Source organism: Klebsiella sp. CD33, assembly GCF_051992865.1.
Taxonomy (GTDB): domain Bacteria; phylum Pseudomonadota; class Gammaproteobacteria; order Enterobacterales; family Enterobacteriaceae; genus Klebsiella; species Klebsiella pneumoniae.
Genome location: NZ_CP197023.1, coordinates 4,985,349 through 5,003,660, shown reverse-complemented (window position 1 = coordinate 5,003,660; position 18,312 = coordinate 4,985,349). Strand labels below are relative to the sequence as shown.

The following is an 18,312-nucleotide window of genomic DNA, read 5'->3' as shown; positions in this document are numbered from 1 at the left end:
TATAATGCGTCCACACAATTCATCATCTGTCATAGGGGAACGTGTATGGGTGGTATCAGTATTTGGCAGTTATTAATTGTTGTCGTCATCGTAGTTCTGCTTTTTGGGACGAAGAAGCTGAGCTCGCTGGGGTCTGACTTAGGGGCATCTATCAAAGGCTTTAAAAAAGCCATGAGTGATGATGATAAACCCGAAAAGTCGGCGCCAGACGCAGATTTCACGGCGAAAACCATCGCCGATAAACAGGATGATGCAAAAAAAGACGAGACAAAACGCCACGACAAAGAGCAGGTGTAACTCGTGTTCGATATTGGTTTTAGTGAACTACTGCTGGTGTTTGTGATTGGCCTCATTGTTCTGGGGCCACAGCGGCTTCCCGTAGCGGTTAAAACGGTAGTTGGCTGGATCCGTACGTTACGCTCGCTGGCGACCACGGTACAAAATGAGCTGGCCCAGGAGCTAAAACTGCAGGAGTTCCAGGAGAGCCTGAAGAAGGTGGAAAAGGCTAGCCTGAATAACCTGACGCCGGAGCTGAAAGCCTCGATGGATGAACTGCGCGAGGCCGCGGAGTCGATGAAGCGCTCCTATAGCGCCCACGATCCCGAAAAAGCCAGCGACGAAGCCAATACCATCCTTAATCCGGTGGTCAAAGGCAGCGAAGCGCAGCGCCAGGACGTCACGCCGGCGACGGCAGAACATCAGGCCAGCGCTCCGGCTCATGCGCCAGATCCCGTTGCCGACGAGCAATCTGCTTCACCGGCTGACCTTCAGGCAGAGAAAACGTCCGCTACGGCGGCAGCTCCCCATTCTTCCCCCGCATCGAGTGATAAACCGTAAACATGGGCGTAGACGATACACAACCGCTAATTTCGCATCTGATTGAGCTGCGCAAGCGTCTGCTCAACAGCATCATTGCTATTCTGGTGATCTTCCTGGCGCTGGTCTATTTCGCCAATGATATCTACCAGCTGGTCTCGGCCCCGCTTATCAGTAAGATGCCTGTGGGCGCGACGATGATCGCCACCGATGTCGCTTCACCTTTCTTTACGCCGATAAAGTTGACCTTCATGGTGTCGGTGATCCTGTCGGTGCCGATTATTCTTTACCAGGTATGGGCCTTCGTCGCGCCGGCGTTGTATAAGCACGAACGCCGGCTGGTGGTGCCTTTACTGGTATCCAGTACCCTGCTGTTCTATATCGGCATGGCTTTCGCCTATTTTGTCGTGTTTCCGCTGGCGTTCGGCTTCCTGACCCATGCGGCGCCGGAAGGGGTGCTGGTCTCGACCGATATTCGCAGCTATCTCGACTTCGTGATGGCGCTGTTTATGGCATTCGGGGTCTCCTTTGAGGTGCCGGTCGCCATTGTGTTGCTCTGCTGGATGGGCGTTACCACGCCGGAAGACTTGCGTAAAAAAAGGCCGTATGTGCTGGTGGGTGCCTTCGTGGTGGGCATGCTGCTGACGCCGCCGGACGTATTCTCGCAGACGCTGCTGGCCATTCCGATGTACTGTCTGTTTGAAGTCGGGGTGTTCTTCGCCCGCTTCTACACCGGGAAGCGCCTGACGCGCGATGACGACGCCGCGGCCGAAGCTGAAGCCGCAGAGCACAGAGAAGAGTAATACCGCCAACCGCCCGTCAGGGCGGTTGGCATATGGGAGCGATCATGTTTGATATCGGCGTTAATCTGACCAGTTCGCAGTTTTCCCGCGATCATGATGAGGTAGTGGCGCGCGCCCTGGCGGCGGGGGTTAACGGCATGCTGCTGACCGGCACAAATTTGGCGGAGAGCCAGCAGGCACAGAAACTGGCGAGCCGCTATTCCGGCTGCTGGTCCACGGCGGGGGTTCATCCCCATGACGGTAGCAGCTGGACGCCAGCGGTCGCCGAGGCGATTTATACCCTCGCCGGCGAGCCGCAGGTGGTGGCGATAGGCGAGTGCGGTCTGGATTTTAACCGGAATTTTTCCACGCCGCACGAGCAGGAGGTAGCGTTCAGCGCCCAGTTGGCGCTGGCCGCTGAGCTGTCGATGCCGGTGTTTTTGCACTGCCGCGACGCCCACGATCGGTTTCTGACGCTGCTTAAACCCTGGCTTGAGAAGATCCCGGGCGCGGTGCTGCACTGCTTTACCGGCAGCCGCAGCGAGGTGCAGGAATGCCTGGATCTGGGCCTGTTTATCGGTATTACCGGTTGGGTATGCGATGAGCGGCGGGGACTGGAGCTGCGCGAGCTGCTGCCGGCGATCCCGGCGGAACGTCTGCTGCTGGAGACCGATGCGCCTTATCTGCTGCCGCGCGACCTCAAGCCGAAACCGGCCTCGCGGCGTAACGAGCCCGCGTATTTGCCGCATATCCTGGCCAGCGTCGCGGCCTGGCGCGGCGAGGAGGCGCAATGGCTGGAGGCGCAAACGGACGCAAACGTCAGGGCGCTGTTTGGCGTCGACATTAACGGCGTTTAGATTTTCTGGAAGTCGGTATTTTTAACGCTCTGCAGGACTTGCTTATTCAGCAGGTTTAACAGCAACATAGAGCGCGCTTCGCCGTCGGGCTCGGTGAAGATCGCCTCCAGGCCTTCAAAGGCGCCGTCGGTGATTAGCACGCTATCGCCCTCATGCGGCGTTTCCGGGTCGGTAATCCCTTCCGGTTTGTAGATAGAAAGCTGATGGATGACCGCCGAGGGGACGATAGCGGGTAGGGCGCCAAAGCGCACGAAGTTGTTAACCCCGCGAGTGGCGCTGATGGTGGTGGTATGAATCACCTCTGGATCGAACTCAATAAACAGGTAGTTCGGGAACAACGGTTCGCTGACCATGGTGCGTTTACCGCGAATGATTTTTTCCAGCGCAATCGTCGGCATCAGGCAGTTAACTGACTGACGTTCCAGATGTTCCTGGGCTCGTTGTAGCTGCCCACGTTTGCAATACAGTAAGTACCAGGCTTGCATAATGACTCATTCCACTTCTAATAACGGCAAGCATAACAAATGGCTGGTGTAATCGCGAAAGCCATTATAATTGAAATCCAAATTTCAGCGTTCTTTCACGCTAATTTAACAAAATTACAGCATCGCGCCGTCGAACACCGTATAATTAGCCGCCTGTAGAGAGGTCAATAACACTTCCATGAAATATCACGATCTTCGCGACTTTCTGACACTCCTGGAACAACAGGGCGAACTAAAACGTATCACTCTGCCGGTCGATCCTCACCTGGAAATCACCGAAATTGCCGACCGGACTCTGCGCGCCGGCGGCCCGGCGCTGCTGTTTGAGAATCCGAAAGGCTATACCATGCCGGTGCTGTGCAATCTGTTCGGCACGCCGCGTCGCGTGGCGTTGGGGATGGGGCAGGAGGATGTCAGTTCGCTGCGCGAGGTGGGTAAACTGTTGGCCTTTCTGAAAGAACCTGAGCCGCCAAAAGGCTTCCGCGACCTGTTTGATAAGCTGCCGCAGTTCAAGCAAGTGCTGAATATGCCGACCAAACGCCTGCGCGGCGCCCCCTGTCAGCAAAAAATCATCCAGGGCGATGATGTCGATCTGAATAAAATCCCGATTATGACCTGCTGGCCGGAAGATGCCGCGCCGCTGATCACCTGGGGGTTGACGGTAACCCGCGGGCCGCACAAAGAGCGGCAGAACCTGGGAATTTATCGCCAGCAGCTGATCGGCAAAAACAAACTGATTATGCGCTGGCTGTCTCATCGCGGCGGCGCGCTGGATTTCCAGGAGTGGTGCGCGGCGCGTCCGGGCGAACGCTTCCCGGTTTCCGTGGCGCTTGGCGCCGATCCGGCAACCATTCTTGGCGCGGTGACGCCGGTGCCCGATACCCTGTCGGAATATGCCTTTGCAGGCCTGCTGCGCGGCACCAAGACCGAAGTGGTTAAGTGCGTCTCCAATGACCTTGAAGTGCCGGCCAGCGCGGAAATTGTGCTAGAAGGCTACATTGAGGCCGGTGAAATGGCGCCGGAAGGCCCGTATGGCGACCACACCGGTTACTACAATGAAGTAGACCAGTTCCCGGTGTTTACGGTAACCCATATTACCCAGCGTGAAGACGCGATTTATCATTCTACCTATACCGGCCGACCGCCCGATGAGCCAGCGGTGCTGGGCGTGGCGCTGAATGAAGTCTTCGTCCCGATCCTGCAAAAGCAGTTCCCGGAAATCGTTGATTTCTATCTGCCGCCGGAAGGGTGCTCCTATCGCCTGGCGGTGGTGACCATGAAAAAACAGTACGCGGGACATGCCAAGCGCGTAATGATGGGCGTCTGGTCGTTCCTGCGCCAGTTTATGTATACCAAGTTCGTGATTGTCTGCGATGACGACGTCAACGCACGCGACTGGAACGATGTGATTTGGGCGATCACTACCCGTATGGACCCGGCTCGTGATACGGTACTGGTAGAGAATACGCCAATTGATTATCTGGATTTTGCCTCGCCGGTTTCCGGCCTGGGTTCAAAAATGGGGCTGGATGCCACCAATAAATGGCCTGGCGAAACCCAGCGTGAATGGGGTCGCCCAATCAAAAAAGATCCTGCCGTTACGGCGCGTATTGACGCCATCTGGGATGAACTGGCCATCTTTAAACAACAGTAAGCGGGGCTAACGCCGCTGTTTTGCTCTATTGACCCGACAGAGGGGACGCATGACAACCTTAAGCTGTAAAGTGACCTCGGTGGAGGCGATTACCGATACCGTATATCGTGTTCGATTAGTGCCGGAAGCGGCATTTTCCTTCCGTGCCGGCCAGTATCTGATGGTGGTAATGGATGAGCGCGACAAGCGCCCGTTCTCCATGGCTTCCACGCCGGCGGAACAGGAATTTATCGAGCTGCATATCGGCGCCTCGGAGCTCAATCTGTACGCGATGGCGGTCATGGATCGCATTCTGAAAGAGCGTGAAATTGAGGTTGATATTCCGCATGGCGAAGCGTGGCTGCGCGATGACGAAGATCGCCCGCTGATTCTGATCGCCGGCGGTACCGGATTCTCTTATGTGCGTTCTATTCTGTTAAGCGCGCTGGCGCGTAACCCGGATCGCGATATCGCCATTTATTGGGGCGGCCGCGAGGCTAAGCATCTGTACGATCTGGCCGAGCTGGAAGCGTTAAGCATCAAGCATCCGAATCTGCGCATCGAGCCGGTGGTCGAACAGCCGGAAGAAGGGTGGCGTGGTCGCTCCGGTACGGTACTCACCGCCGTGCTGCAGGATTACGGTACGCTGGCCGAGCATGACATCTACATTGCCGGTCGTTTTGAGATGGCGAAGATCGCTCGCGACCTGTTCTGTAATGAGCGCGGCGCGCGTGAAGATCGCCTGTTTGGCGATGCGTTTGCGTTTATCTGAAAATAAAAAACCCGCCCCTGACAGGCGGGAAGAACGGCAACTAAACCTGCTCTCTTCGCCATAGCCGCCAGGTTCTGGTGGCAATGGCGTTGAGATACCCTTTCGCTTAAACCCGCTCAAACACGGTAGCGATCCCTTGTCCCAGGCCGATACACATGGTGGCGAGGCCGAACTGAGCGTCTTTGCGCTCCATCTGGTTGATCAGCGTGGTGCTAATACGCGCCCCGGAACAGCCCAGCGGATGACCGAGCGCGATCGCCCCGCCGTTGAGGTTGATCTTCTCATCGATCTGCTCCATTAAGCCCAGATCTTTAATACACGGTAGGATCTGCGCGGCAAATGCTTCATTCATTTCAAAAACGTCGATATCGCTGGTGGATAAGCCCGCTTTTTTCAGCGCCAGCTTTGAGGCCGGAACCGGGCCATAACCCATAATGGACGGGTCGCAGCCGACCACCGCCATTGAACGGACGCGAGCGCGCGGCTTCAGCCCCAGCTCGCGAGCGCGGCTTTCGCTCATCAGCAGCATCGCCGCTGCGCCATCGGAAAGGGCGGAAGAGGTACCCGCCGTTACCGTACCGGTCACCGGGTCAAACGCCGGTTTAAGCGTGGACAGCGTCTCGACGGTGGTTTCCGGGCGGATCACCTCGTCATAGTTAAAGGACTTGAGTACGCCATCGGCATCGTGGCCGCCGGTGGGGATAATCTCCGCTTTGAATGCGCCGGACTGGGTTGCGGCCCAGGCACGAGCGTGAGAGCGCGCGGCGAACTGATCCTGCATCTCGCGGCTAATACCGTGCAGACGCGCCAGCATCTCCGCAGTCAGCCCCATCATCCCTGCCGCCTTTGCCACGTTGCGGCTCAGGCCCGGATGGAAATCGACGCCATGGCTCATTGGCACATGGCCCATGTGCTCGACGCCGCCAATCAGGCAGACGCTGGCATCGCCGGCCATGATCATACGGGCCGCATCGTGCAGCGCCTGCATGGAAGAACCGCACAGACGGTTGACCGTATTTGCTGGTACCGAATGCGGGATCTCCGCCAGCAGCGCCGCGTTTCGGGCGATGTTAAAACCCTGCTCGAGGGTTTGCTGCACGCAACCCCAGTAGATATCGTCTATCGCGCTTGCCTCAAGCGACGGATTGCGCGACAGCAGGCTACGCATCAGGTGCGCGGAGAGGTCTTCCGCGCGCACGTGGCGAAATGCGCCGCCCTTCGAACGGCCCATCGGGGTGCGAATTGCATCGACAATGACAACCTGTTCCATTGTGACTCCTTAAGCCGTTTTCAGAGCGCCAACCGGACGGGCTGGCTCTACCTGGGGATAATACGCTTCGTTATGGCGCGCTTTGTCACGCAGACCGGCTGGCACTTCATACAGCGGGCCAAGGTGCTGGTATTGCTGTGCCATATCGAGATACTTCGCGCTGCCGATGGTGTCCAGCCAGCGGAATGCGCCGCCGTGGAACGGAGGGAAGCCCAGGCCGTATACCAGCGCCATATCCGCTTCCGCCGGGCTGGCGATAATGCCTTCTTCCAGGCAGCGGACGACTTCGTTAACCATCGGGATCATCATGCGGGCGATAATCTCTTCATCGCTGAAATCGCGCTTCGACTGGCTGACGTCGGCCAGCAGGCTGTCGACGGCAGCATCTTCTTCTTTCTTCGGCTTACCTTTGCTGTCGTCTTTATAGCGCCAGAAGCCGAGGCCGTTCTTCTGGCCGAAACGGTTGGCGTCAAACAGGGCGTCGATGGCGTCGCGATAATCTTTCTGCATCCGCTGCGGGAAGCCCGCCGCCATGACCGCCTGAGCATGGTGCGCGGTATCGATGCCGACCACGTCCAGTAGATAAGCCGGGCCCATCGGCCAGCCAAACTGTTTCTCCATCACTTTGTCGACTTTGCGGAAGTCCGCTCCGTCGCGCAGCAGCTGGCTGAAGCCGGCGAAGTAGGGGAACAGTACCCGGTTGACGAAGAAGCCGGGACAATCATTCACCACAATCGGCGTTTTGCCCATTTTGCTGGCCCAGGCCACCACTTTGGCAATGGTATTATCCGAGGTTTTTTCGCCGCGGATCACTTCAACCAGCGGCATGCGATGCACCGGGTTAAAGAAGTGCATACCGCAGAAGTTTTCCGGGCGCTGCAGAACGCTGGCCAGCTCGCTGATGGGGATCGTTGAGGTGTTGGACGCCAGCACGGTATCCGGGCGCACTTTTGTCTCGGTTTCCGCTAGTACGGCTTTCTTCACTTTCGGGTTTTCCACCACCGCTTCAACGACGACGTCCACGCGGTCAAAACCGCTGTATTCCAGGGTTGGCTGAATGGTGCTAATCACTCCGGCCAGCTTCAGACCGTCGATTTTGCCGCGTTCCAGCTGTTTATTCAGCAGTTTCGCCGCTTCGGTCATACCCAGGGTCAGCGATTTGTCGCTGATGTCTTTCATCACCACCGGCACGCCCTTCCAGGCCGACTGGTAAGCGATACCGCCGCCCATAATGCCAGCGCCCAGGACGGCAGCATGCTTCGGCGTCTCGACATCTTTGGTCAGCTTTTTCGCTTTCGCTTTGACGTACTGGTCGTTCAGGAAGATACCAACCAGCGCGCGGGCCTCATTGGTATGGGCCAGCGGGACAAAGCTTTTATTTTCCAGCACCAGGGCTTCTTCACGACCAAGACGCGCGGCGGCTTCAATGGTTTTGACCGCGGTGATCGGCGCCGGGTAATGCTTCCCGGCGGTTTGCGCGACCATGCCTTTGGCAATCGTGAAGCTCATGGCGGCTTCAATTTTGCTGAGCTTCAGCGGCTCCAGCTTCGGCTGACGTTTCGCTTTCCAGTCCAGGTCGCCATTCATGGCCTGACGTAGGATCGCCAGCGCGCCGTCGCGTAGTTTTTCCGCAGCGACCACGCCATCCACCAGGCCGATTTTCAGTGCTTGATCGGCGCCGACGTCTTTCCCGGCGGCAATAATTTCCAGCGCGCTATCGGCGCCGAGCAGGCGCGGCAGACGCACGGAACCGCCGAAGCCGGGCATAATGCCGAGCTTGGTTTCCGGCAGCCCAATGCGCAGATCCGGCGTCGCCAGGCGGTAATCGGTCGCCAGCACACATTCGCAACCGCCGCCCAGCGCATAGCCATTGACGGCAGAGATTGTGGGGACGGGGAGATCTTCCAGACGATTGAAGACGCTGTTAGCAAAATGCAGCCACTGGCTTAACTGCTCCTCAGGGACCAGGAACAGCGAGAGGAATTCGGTGATATCCGCGCCGACGATAAATGCCGCTTTTTCAGAGCGCAGCAGCAGACCTTTGAGATCGCTTTGTTTTTCCAGTACGTCCAGCGCATGACTGAGGCTGGCTACGGTTGCGGTATCAAGCTTGTTGACCGAACCTGGGGCATCGAACACCAGTTCGGCGATGCCATCTTCCAGCCAGTCGAGGTACAGGGTGTCGCCTTTGTAGAGCATGTCAGTCTCCTGAATCCAGCAATATGATCTGGTCATACCAGATGAAACGGAGTGTGGAATTTATGTTAAAGAATTGCAAATTAGTCTTTAAATAATTGCTGGTCGGATCACATCCGGCGGAAATCACCCGCACGCAGGTCGATGTGCTAAGATGCGGTGTATCACGATCCCATAAAAGCAAAGGATAAAAGATGGAATCCCTGGCCGCGCTCTATAAAAATCATATTGTTACCCTACAAGAACGTACCCGCGACGTCCTGGCCCGTTTTCAAATGGATGCTCTGCTGATTCACTCCGGCGAGCTGGTTAACGTCTTCCTTGATGACCATCCGTACCCGTTCAAGGTCAATCCGCAGTTCAAAGCCTGGGTGCCTGTGACTCAGGTGCCTAACTGCTGGCTGCTGGTGGACGGTGTGAATAAACCGAAGCTGTGGTTCTATCTGCCGGTAGATTACTGGCATAACGTTGAGCCGTTGCCGACCTCTTTCTGGACCGAAGAGATAGACGTGATCGCGCTACCGAAGGCCGATGGCATCGGCAGCCAGCTGCCTGCTGCTCGCGGTAATATTGGCTATATCGGCCCGGTGCCTGAGCGCGCGCTGGGCCTGGGTATCGCCGCGGATAAGATCAACCCGAAAGGGGTTATCGACTACCTGCATTACTACCGGGCTTACAAAACCGATTACGAGCTGGCCTGCATGCGTGAAGCGCAGAAGTCGGCGGTGAATGGTCATCGTGCGGCCTACGAAGCTTTCCAGTCGGGGATGAGCGAATTCGATATCAACCAGGCCTATCTCACCGCCACCGGCCATCGTGATACCGACGTGCCTTACAGCAATATTGTCGCGCTGAATGAGCATGCCTCCGTCCTGCACTACACCAAACTGGACCATCGTGCCCCGGCGGAGATGCGCAGTTTCCTGCTCGACGCCGGTGCGGAATATAACGGCTATGCCGCAGATCTGACGCGCACCTGGGCGGCGCACGGCGATAACGACTTTGCCCATCTGATCAAAGACGTTAACGATGAGCAGCAGGCGCTGATTAGTACCATGAAGGCCGGTACCAGTTACATTGATTACCATATCCAGTTCCATCAGCGTATCGCGAAGCTGTTGCGTAAACACCAGTTGGTTACCGACATGAGCGAAGAGGCGATGGTGGAGAATGACCTGACCGGGCCGTTTATGCCGCACGGGATTGGCCATCCGCTGGGTCTGCAGGTGCATGATGTCGCTGGCTTTATGCAGGATGACACCGGTACGCATCTGGCGGCGCCGTCGAAATACCCGTATCTGCGCTGCACCCGTATTATCGAGCCGCGGATGGTGTTAACTATTGAACCCGGCATCTACTTCATCGAGTCGTTACTGGCGCCGTGGCGTGAAGGCCCGTTCAGCAAGCACTTTAACTGGCAAAAAATTGACGCCATGAAGCCGTTCGGTGGGATCCGTATCGAAGATAACGTGGTGATTCACGAAAACAGTATCGAAAATATGACGCGCGATCTGAAGCTGGCCTGATGGAGAGCTGGTTAATCCCGGCGGCGCCGGTTACCGTCGTTGAGGAGATTAAAAAAAGCCGTTTTATCACGCTGTTGGCGCATACCGACGGCGTGGCGGCGGCAAAAGCTTTTGTCGAGTCCGTCAGAGCGGATCACCCTGATGCCCGCCACCACTGCGTGGCGTGGGTCGCGGGGCCGCCTGATGATTCGCAACAGCTGGGGTTTTCAGACGATGGCGAACCGGCGGGAACGGCGGGTAAACCGATGCTGGCGCAGCTGATGGGAAGCGGCGTCGGCGAGATAACCGCTGTCGTCGTGCGTTACTACGGTGGTATCCTGCTGGGCACCGGCGGTCTGGTTAAGGCCTATGGCGGCGGGGTGCATCAGGCGCTGGCGCAGCTGACGACGCTGCGCAAGACGCCGTTAACGGCATATACTTTGCAGTGTGAGTATGGGCAACTGGCCGGCGTCGAAGCGCTGCTCGCCCAATTCTCCGGAAACGTCGTTGAAAGCGAATATCTGGCGTCAGTTCGGCTGCGCGTGGCGCTTCCCCAGGCCGAAGTGGCGGCTTTTTCAGCAAGACTGGCTGATTTTAGTCGTGGTTCATTGCAATTACTGAAGATTAACGAATAATCCCCTCTGTTTTTTGCCTATCAAAGGAAGCGCCAGAGATGCATTTTCGCGCCATAACCCGAATCGTTGGACTGCTGGTCATCTTGTTTTCGGGGACGATGATCGTCCCGGGATTAGTGGCCCTGATATATCGCGATGGCGCGGGACGGGCCTTCACTCAAACCTTCTTTGTCGCTCTGGCGATCGGCTCCATGCTGTGGTGGCCGAACCGTAAGCAAAAAGGCGAACTGAAATCTCGTGAAGGGTTTCTGATCGTGGTGCTGTTCTGGACCGTGCTGGGGAGCGTGGGGGCCTTGCCCTTTATCTTCTCCGAACAGCCGAACCTGACGGTGACAGATGCCTTCTTCGAGTCATTTTCCGGCCTGACGACGACCGGGGCGACCACTCTGGTGGGGCTGGACTCGCTTCCGCACGCTATCCTCTTTTATCGCCAGATGCTGCAGTGGTTCGGCGGCATGGGGATCATTGTGCTGGCGGTAGCGATTCTGCCTATCCTCGGCGTCGGGGGGATGCAGCTCTACCGCGCGGAAATGCCCGGCCCGCTGAAGGATAACAAGATGCGTCCGCGTATTGCCGAGACGGCGAAGACATTGTGGCTCATCTATGTGTTACTCACAATCGCCTGCGCATTGGCGCTCTGGTTTGCCGGTATGCCGGCGTTCGATGCGATCGGGCACAGTTTCGCCACCATCGCCATCGGCGGTTTCTCGACTCACGATGCCAGCGTCGGCTATTTCAACAGCCCGATGATCAACTCCATCATTGCCATCTTCCTGCTGATCTCCGGCTGTAACTACGGTCTGCATTTTTCGTTGTTGAGCGGACGCAGCCTGAAGGTGTACTGGCGCGACCCCGAATTTAGGATGTTCATTGGCGTCCAGTTGACGCTGGTCATCGTCTGTACGCTGGTGCTATGGCTTCATAACGTGTACGGCTCGGTGTTGACGACGCTGAACCAGGCGTTTTTCCAGGTGGTGTCGATGGCGACCACCGCGGGGTTCACCACCGATAGCATTGCACGCTGGCCGCTGTTCCTTCCGGTGCTGTTGCTGTGCTCCGCATTTATCGGCGGCTGCGCTGGCTCCACGGGCGGTGGATTAAAAGTGATCCGTATCCTGTTGCTGTTCAAACAGGGCAACCGTGAGCTGAAGCGGTTGGTGCACCCGAATGCGGTGTATAGCATTAAATTAGGTAACCGCGCGCTGCCGGAACGTATTCTGGAAGCAGTATGGGGATTCTTCTCCGCCTATGCGCTGGTCTTTATCATTAGTATGCTGGCGATTATCGCCACCGGGGTGGATGACTTCTCTGCTTTCGCCTCCGTGGTGGCGACATTGAACAACCTCGGGCCTGGGCTCGGCGTCGTCGCGGATAACTTTGCCACCATGAACCCGGTCGCGAAATGGATCCTGATTGCTAATATGCTGTTTGGTCGTCTGGAAGTGTTCACCTTACTGGTGCTCTTTACCCCCACTTTCTGGCGCGAATAACAGGAGTGCTCGTGAAAACTTTAATTCTCTTCTCCACCCGCGACGGGCAGACCCGTGAAATCGCTTCGTTTCTCGCCTCTGAGCTTAAAGAGCTGGGCATCGATGCGGACACCCTGAACCTGAACCGTACCGATGTCGTCGAATGGCATCACTACGATCGGGTGGTCATTGGCGCGTCGATTCGCTACGGGCACTTTCATCCGGCGGTGGACCGCTTTGTGAAAAAGCATCTGGCAGCATTGCAGGCGCTGCCGGGGGCATTCTTTTCGGTTAACCTGGTGGCGCGTAAACCCGAGAAGCGCACGCCGCAGACCAACAGCTATACGCGTAAGTTTCTGCTGAACTCGCCGTGGCAGCCGCAGAGCTGCGCGGTATTTGCCGGCGCGCTGCGCTACCCGCGCTACAGCTGGTACGATCGGTTTATGATCCGCCTGATTATGAAAATGACCGGGGGTGAAACGGATACCCGCAAAGAAGTGGTCTATACCGACTGGCAACAGGTATCCCGGTTTGCTCGGGAAATCGCACAAATGGCGCGCAAATAGCGCGTAAAACTCGCGTTGTGATGGAAAATCGAGCGAACGAAAAGTTTTTTTGCATTTCCCCTTGCCACCTCAGAATTACTCCCTATAATGCGCCTCCACTGACACGGAACAACGGCAAACAAGCCGCCGGGTCAGCGGGGTTCCGGTGAGAACCTCGCAGAGAAAAGCAAAAATAAATGCTTGACTCTGCAGCGGGAAAGCGTAATATGCACACCCCGCGCCGCAGCGAAAACGAAGCGGCACTGCTCTTTAACAATTTATCAGACAATCTGTGTGGGCACTCAAAGTGACATGGATTCTTAACGTCCTCGGACGAAAAATGAATACCAAGTCTCAAGAGTGAACACGTAATTCATTACGAAGTTTAATTCTTTGAGCATCAAACTTAAATTGAAGAGTTTGATCATGGCTCAGATTGAACGCTGGCGGCAGGCCTAACACATGCAAGTCGAGCGGTAGCACAGAGAGCTTGCTCTCGGGTGACGAGCGGCGGACGGGTGAGTAATGTCTGGGAAACTGCCTGATGGAGGGGGATAACTACTGGAAACGGTAGCTAATACCGCATAATGTCGCAAGACCAAAGTGGGGGACCTTCGGGCCTCATGCCATCAGATGTGCCCAGATGGGATTAGCTAGTAGGTGGGGTAACAGCTCACCTAGGCGACGATCCCTAGCTGGTCTGAGAGGATGACCAGCCACACTGGAACTGAGACACGGTCCAGACTCCTACGGGAGGCAGCAGTGGGGAATATTGCACAATGGGCGCAAGCCTGATGCAGCCATGCCGCGTGTGTGAAGAAGGCCTTCGGGTTGTAAAGCACTTTCAGCGGGGAGGAAGGCGTTAAGGTTAATAACCTTGGCGATTGACGTTACCCGCAGAAGAAGCACCGGCTAACTCCGTGCCAGCAGCCGCGGTAATACGGAGGGTGCAAGCGTTAATCGGAATTACTGGGCGTAAAGCGCACGCAGGCGGTCTGTCAAGTCGGATGTGAAATCCCCGGGCTCAACCTGGGAACTGCATTCGAAACTGGCAGGCTAGAGTCTTGTAGAGGGGGGTAGAATTCCAGGTGTAGCGGTGAAATGCGTAGAGATCTGGAGGAATACCGGTGGCGAAGGCGGCCCCCTGGACAAAGACTGACGCTCAGGTGCGAAAGCGTGGGGAGCAAACAGGATTAGATACCCTGGTAGTCCACGCCGTAAACGATGTCGATTTGGAGGTTGTGCCCTTGAGGCGTGGCTTCCGGAGCTAACGCGTTAAATCGACCGCCTGGGGAGTACGGCCGCAAGGTTAAAACTCAAATGAATTGACGGGGGCCCGCACAAGCGGTGGAGCATGTGGTTTAATTCGATGCAACGCGAAGAACCTTACCTGGTCTTGACATCCACAGAACTTTCCAGAGATGGATTGGTGCCTTCGGGAACTGTGAGACAGGTGCTGCATGGCTGTCGTCAGCTCGTGTTGTGAAATGTTGGGTTAAGTCCCGCAACGAGCGCAACCCTTATCCTTTGTTGCCAGCGGTCCGGCCGGGAACTCAAAGGAGACTGCCAGTGATAAACTGGAGGAAGGTGGGGATGACGTCAAGTCATCATGGCCCTTACGACCAGGGCTACACACGTGCTACAATGGCATATACAAAGAGAAGCGACCTCGCGAGAGCAAGCGGACCTCATAAAGTATGTCGTAGTCCGGATTGGAGTCTGCAACTCGACTCCATGAAGTCGGAATCGCTAGTAATCGTAGATCAGAATGCTACGGTGAATACGTTCCCGGGCCTTGTACACACCGCCCGTCACACCATGGGAGTGGGTTGCAAAAGAAGTAGGTAGCTTAACCTTCGGGAGGGCGCTTACCACTTTGTGATTCATGACTGGGGTGAAGTCGTAACAAGGTAACCGTAGGGGAACCTGCGGTTGGATCACCTCCTTACCTTAAAGAACCTGCCTTTGCAGTGCTCACACAGATTGTCTGATGAAAAACAGCAGTAAAAACCTCTACAGGCTTGTAGCTCAGGTGGTTAGAGCGCACCCCTGATAAGGGTGAGGTCGGTGGTTCAAGTCCACTCAGGCCTACCAAATTTGCGAAGCAAATTTGAAGAGGTTGCAAACGATGGGGCTATAGCTCAGCTGGGAGAGCGCCTGCTTTGCACGCAGGAGGTCTGCGGTTCGATCCCGCATAGCTCCACCATCTTTACTGCGAACACAAGAAAACTTCAGAGTGAACCTGAAAAGGTGCACTGCGAAGTTTTGCTCTTTAAAAATCTGGATCAAGCTGAAAATTGAAACGATACACAGTTAATGTGTGTTCGAGTCTCTCAAATTTTCGCAATCAGAAGTGAAACATCTTCGGGTTGTGAGGTTAAGCGACTAAGCGTACACGGTGGATGCCCTGGCAGTCAGAGGCGATGAAGGACGTGCTAATCTGCGAAAAGCGTCGGTAAGGTGATATGAACCGTTATAGCCGGCGATGTCCGAATGGGGAAACCCAGTGTGATTCGTCACACTATCGTTAACTGAATACATAGGTTAACGAGGCGAACCGGGGGAACTGAAACATCTAAGTACCCCGAGGAAAAGAAATCAACCGAGATTCCCCCAGTAGCGGCGAGCGAACGGGGAGCAGCCCAGAGTCTGAATCAGCTTGTGTGTTAGTGGAACGGTCTGGAAAGTCCGACGGTACAGGGTGATAGTCCCGTACACCAAAATGCACAGGTTGTGAACTCGAAGAGTAGGGCGGGACACGTGGTATCCTGTCTGAATATGGGGGGACCATCCTCCAAGGCTAAATACTCCTGACTGACCGATAGTGAACCAGTACCGTGAGGGAAAGGCGAAAAGAACCCCGGCGAGGGGAGTGAAAAAGAACCTGAAACCGTGTACGTACAAGCAGTGGGAGCACCTTCGGGTGTGACTGCGTACCTTTTGTATAATGGGTCAGCGACTTATATTCTGTAGCAAGGTTAACCGTATAGGGGAGCCGCAGGGAAACCGAGTCTTAACTGGGCGTTAAGTTGCAGGGTATAGACCCGAAACCCGGTGATCTAGCCATGGGCAGGTTGAAGGTTGGGTAACACTAACTGGAGGACCGAACCGACTAATGTTGAAAAATTAGCGGATGACTTGTGGCTGGGGGTGAAAGGCCAATCAAACCGGGAGATAGCTGGTTCTCCCCGAAAGCTATTTAGGTAGCGCCTCGTGAATTCATCTTCGGGGGTAGAGCACTGTTTCGGCTAGGGGGTCATCCCGACTTACCAACCCGATGCAAACTACGAATACCGAAGAATGTTATCACGGGAGACACACGGCGGGTGCTAACGTCCGTCGTGAAGAGGGAAACAACCCAGACCGCCAGCTAAGGTCCCAAAGTCATGGTTAAGTGGGAAACGATGTGGGAAGGCACAGACAGCCAGGATGTTGGCTTAGAAGCAGCCATCATTTAAAGAAAGCGTAATAGCTCACTGGTCGAGTCGGCCTGCGCGGAAGATGTAACGGGGCTAAACCATGCACCGAAGCTGCGGCAGCGACACTATGTGTTGTTGGGTAGGGGAGCGTTCTGTAAGCCTGCGAAGGTGTGCTGTGAGGCATGCTGGAGGTATCAGAAGTGCGAATGCTGACATAAGTAACGATAAAGCGGGTGAAAAGCCCGCTCGCCGGAAGACCAAGGGTTCCTGTCCAACGTTAATCGGGGCAGGGTGAGTCGACCCCTAAGGCGAGGCCGAAAGGCGTAGTCGATGGGAAACAGGTTAATATTCCTGTACTTGGTGTTACTGCGAAGGGGGGACGGAGAAGGCTATGTTAGCCGGGCGACGGTTGTCCCGGTTTAAGCATGTAGGCTGATTGTCCAGGCAAATCCGGATAATCAAGGCTGAGGTGTGATGACGAGGCACTACGGTGCTGAAGTAACAAATGCCCTGCTTCCAGGAAAAGCCTCTAAGCATCAGGTAACATTAAATCGTACCCCAAACCGACACAGGTGGTCAGGTAGAGAATACCAAGGCGCTTGAGAGAACTCGGGTGAAGGAACTAGGCAAAATGGTGCCGTAACTTCGGGAGAAGGCACGCTGGTGTGTAGGTGAAGTCCCTGCGGATGGAGCTGAGACCAGTCGAAGATACCAGCTGGCTGCAACTGTTTATTAAAAACACAGCACTGTGCAAACACGAAAGTGGACGTATACGGTGTGACGCCTGCCCGGTGCCGGAAGGTTAATTGATGGGGTTATCCGTAAGGAGAAGCTCTTGATCGAAGCCCCGGTAAACGGCGGCCGTAACTATAACGGTCCTAAGGTAGCGAAATTCCTTGTCGGGTAAGTTCCGACCTGCACGAATGGCGTAATGATGGCCAGGCTGTCTCCACCCGAGACTCAGTGAAATTGAACTCGCTGTGAAGATGCAGTGTACCCGCGGCAAGACGGAAAGACCCCGTGAACCTTTACTATAGCTTGACACTGAACATTGAGCCTTGATGTGTAGGATAGGTGGGAGGCTTTGAAGCGTGGACGCCAGTCTGCGTGGAGCCAACCTTGAAATACCACCCTTTAATGTTTGATGTTCTAACGTTGGCCCCTTACCGGGGTTGCGGACAGTGTCTGGTGGGTAGTTTGACTGGGGCGGTCTCCTCCCAAAGCGTAACGGAGGAGCACGAAGGTTAGCTAATCCTGGTCGGACATCAGGAGGTTAGTGCAATGGCATAAGCTAGCTTGACTGCGAGCGTGACGGCGCGAGCAGGTGCGAAAGCAGGTCATAGTGATCCGGTGGTTCTGAATGGAAGGGCCATCGCTCAACGGATAAAAGGTACTCCGGGGATAACAGGCTGATACCGCCCAAGAGTTCATATCGACGGCGGTGTTTGGCACCTCGATGTCGGCTCATCACATCCTGGGGCTGAAGTAGGTCCCAAGGGTATGGCTGTTCGCCATTTAAAGTGGTACGCGAGCTGGGTTTAGAACGTCGTGAGACAGTTCGGTCCCTATCTGCCGTGGGCGCTGGAGAATTGAGGGGGGCTGCTCCTAGTACGAGAGGACCGGAGTGGACGCATCACTGGTGTTCGGGTTGTCATGCCAATGGCACTGCCCGGTAGCTAAATGCGGAAGAGATAAGTGCTGAAAGCATCTAAGCACGAAACTTGCCCCGAGATGAGTTCTCCCTGAGACTTTAAGTCTCCTGAAGGAACGTTGAAGACGACGACGTTGATAGGCCGGGTGTGTAAGCGCAGCGATGCGTTGAGCTAACCGGTACTAATGAACCGTGAGGCTTAACCTTACAACGCCGAAGATGTTTTGGCGATTTGAGAAGATTTTCAGCTTAGATTCAGAGTTGAGTACGCAATAAT

At 55.7% G+C, this 18,312-nt stretch carries 13 protein-coding genes, 2 tRNA genes and 2 rRNA genes; 14 read left to right on the top strand and 3 right to left on the bottom strand.

The window, feature by feature from the left end:
• Positions 1-45: 45 nt before the first annotated feature.
• The 4 genes from tatA to tatD are packed head-to-tail and all read left to right on the top strand — an operon-like array spanning position 46 to position 2,455.
• A complete protein-coding gene (gene tatA / locus ACR809_RS24460) occupies positions 46-297 on the top strand; it encodes a Sec-independent protein translocase subunit TatA (protein ID WP_002883425.1) in 252 nt (83 codons plus the stop codon).
• 3 nt (positions 298-300) lie between these two features.
• On the top strand, positions 301-837 hold the full coding sequence (gene tatB / locus ACR809_RS24455) for a Sec-independent protein translocase protein TatB (RefSeq protein WP_004181653.1): 537 nt from the start codon (positions 301-303) through the stop codon (positions 835-837).
• Between the two features lie 2 nt (positions 838-839).
• On the top strand, positions 840-1,619 hold the full coding sequence (tatC, locus tag ACR809_RS24450) for a Sec-independent protein translocase subunit TatC (protein WP_002883427.1): 780 nt from the start codon (positions 840-842) through the stop codon (positions 1,617-1,619).
• 32 nt (positions 1,620-1,651) lie between these two features.
• The gene (gene tatD / locus ACR809_RS24445; protein WP_004146458.1) at positions 1,652-2,455 is read left to right on the top strand and encodes a 3'-5' ssDNA/RNA exonuclease TatD; all 804 of its coding nucleotides are present in this window, start codon (positions 1,652-1,654) and stop codon (positions 2,453-2,455) included.
• Here the strand turns inward: tatD and rfaH are convergent.
• Positions 2,452-2,940 carry a transcription/translation regulatory transformer protein RfaH gene (gene rfaH, locus ACR809_RS24440; protein ID WP_002883430.1) on the bottom strand — a complete coding sequence of 163 codons (489 nt, stop codon included), beginning with the start codon at positions 2,938-2,940 and terminating at the stop codon, positions 2,452-2,454. The genes tatD and rfaH overlap by 4 nt on opposite strands.
• A 178-nt stretch (positions 2,941-3,118) precedes the next feature.
• Between rfaH and ubiD the strand changes: the two genes are divergently transcribed.
• Both ubiD and fre read left to right on the top strand, forming a co-directional pair.
• On the top strand, positions 3,119-4,594 hold the full coding sequence (ubiD, locus tag ACR809_RS24435) for a 4-hydroxy-3-polyprenylbenzoate decarboxylase (protein WP_009309755.1): 1,476 nt from the start codon (positions 3,119-3,121) through the stop codon (positions 4,592-4,594).
• A 49-nt stretch (positions 4,595-4,643) separates the two neighbouring features.
• Complete coding sequence (gene fre / locus ACR809_RS24430) at positions 4,644-5,345, top strand: NAD(P)H-flavin reductase (RefSeq protein ID WP_002883448.1); 702 nt, start codon at positions 4,644-4,646, stop codon at positions 5,343-5,345.
• 106 nt (positions 5,346-5,451) lie between these two features.
• On the opposite strand, the gene fadA is transcribed toward fre, so the two are convergent.
• The gene (gene fadA / locus ACR809_RS24425) at positions 5,452-6,615 is read right to left on the bottom strand and encodes an acetyl-CoA C-acyltransferase FadA (RefSeq protein WP_023287002.1); all 1,164 of its coding nucleotides are present in this window, start codon (positions 6,613-6,615) and stop codon (positions 5,452-5,454) included.
• 9 nt (positions 6,616-6,624) lie between these two features.
• Positions 6,625-8,814, bottom strand: coding sequence for a fatty acid oxidation complex subunit alpha FadB (fadB, locus tag ACR809_RS24420; RefSeq protein ID WP_122051617.1), 2,190 nt, complete (start codon positions 8,812-8,814; stop codon positions 6,625-6,627).
• A 191-nt stretch (positions 8,815-9,005) separates the two neighbouring features.
• On the opposite strand from fadB, the gene pepQ reads away from it, so the two are divergent.
• From pepQ to ACR809_RS24380, 8 genes are all read left to right on the top strand, one after another.
• Positions 9,006-10,337, top strand: coding sequence for a Xaa-Pro dipeptidase (gene pepQ / locus ACR809_RS24415; protein WP_004152060.1), 1,332 nt, complete (start codon positions 9,006-9,008; stop codon positions 10,335-10,337).
• The gene (locus tag ACR809_RS24410; RefSeq protein ID WP_002883449.1) at positions 10,337-10,951 is read left to right on the top strand and encodes an IMPACT family protein; all 615 of its coding nucleotides are present in this window, start codon (positions 10,337-10,339) and stop codon (positions 10,949-10,951) included. Before pepQ ends, ACR809_RS24410 begins: the two co-directional genes overlap by 1 nt.
• A gap of 38 nt (positions 10,952-10,989) precedes the next feature.
• On the top strand, positions 10,990-12,441 hold the full coding sequence (gene trkH / locus ACR809_RS24405) for a Trk system potassium transporter TrkH (protein ID WP_002883450.1): 1,452 nt from the start codon (positions 10,990-10,992) through the stop codon (positions 12,439-12,441).
• An 11-nt stretch (positions 12,442-12,452) separates the two neighbouring features.
• Positions 12,453-12,986 carry a menaquinone-dependent protoporphyrinogen IX dehydrogenase gene (hemG, locus tag ACR809_RS24400; RefSeq protein WP_002883453.1) on the top strand — a complete coding sequence of 178 codons (534 nt, stop codon included), beginning with the start codon at positions 12,453-12,455 and terminating at the stop codon, positions 12,984-12,986.
• Between the two features lie 387 nt (positions 12,987-13,373).
• Positions 13,374-14,913: ribosomal RNA gene (locus ACR809_RS24395) — 16S ribosomal RNA — on the top strand.
• Between the two features lie 69 nt (positions 14,914-14,982).
• Positions 14,983-15,059 (top strand) — tRNA-Ile (locus ACR809_RS24390).
• Between the two features lie 36 nt (positions 15,060-15,095).
• A tRNA-Ala gene (locus tag ACR809_RS24385) sits at positions 15,096-15,171 on the top strand.
• A 169-nt stretch (positions 15,172-15,340) separates the two neighbouring features.
• Positions 15,341-18,242, top strand: a 23S ribosomal RNA gene (locus ACR809_RS24380).
• The 16S and 23S rRNA genes sit together here with 2 tRNA genes alongside, the layout of an rRNA operon.
• The last annotated feature ends 70 nt before the right edge of the window (positions 18,243-18,312 follow it).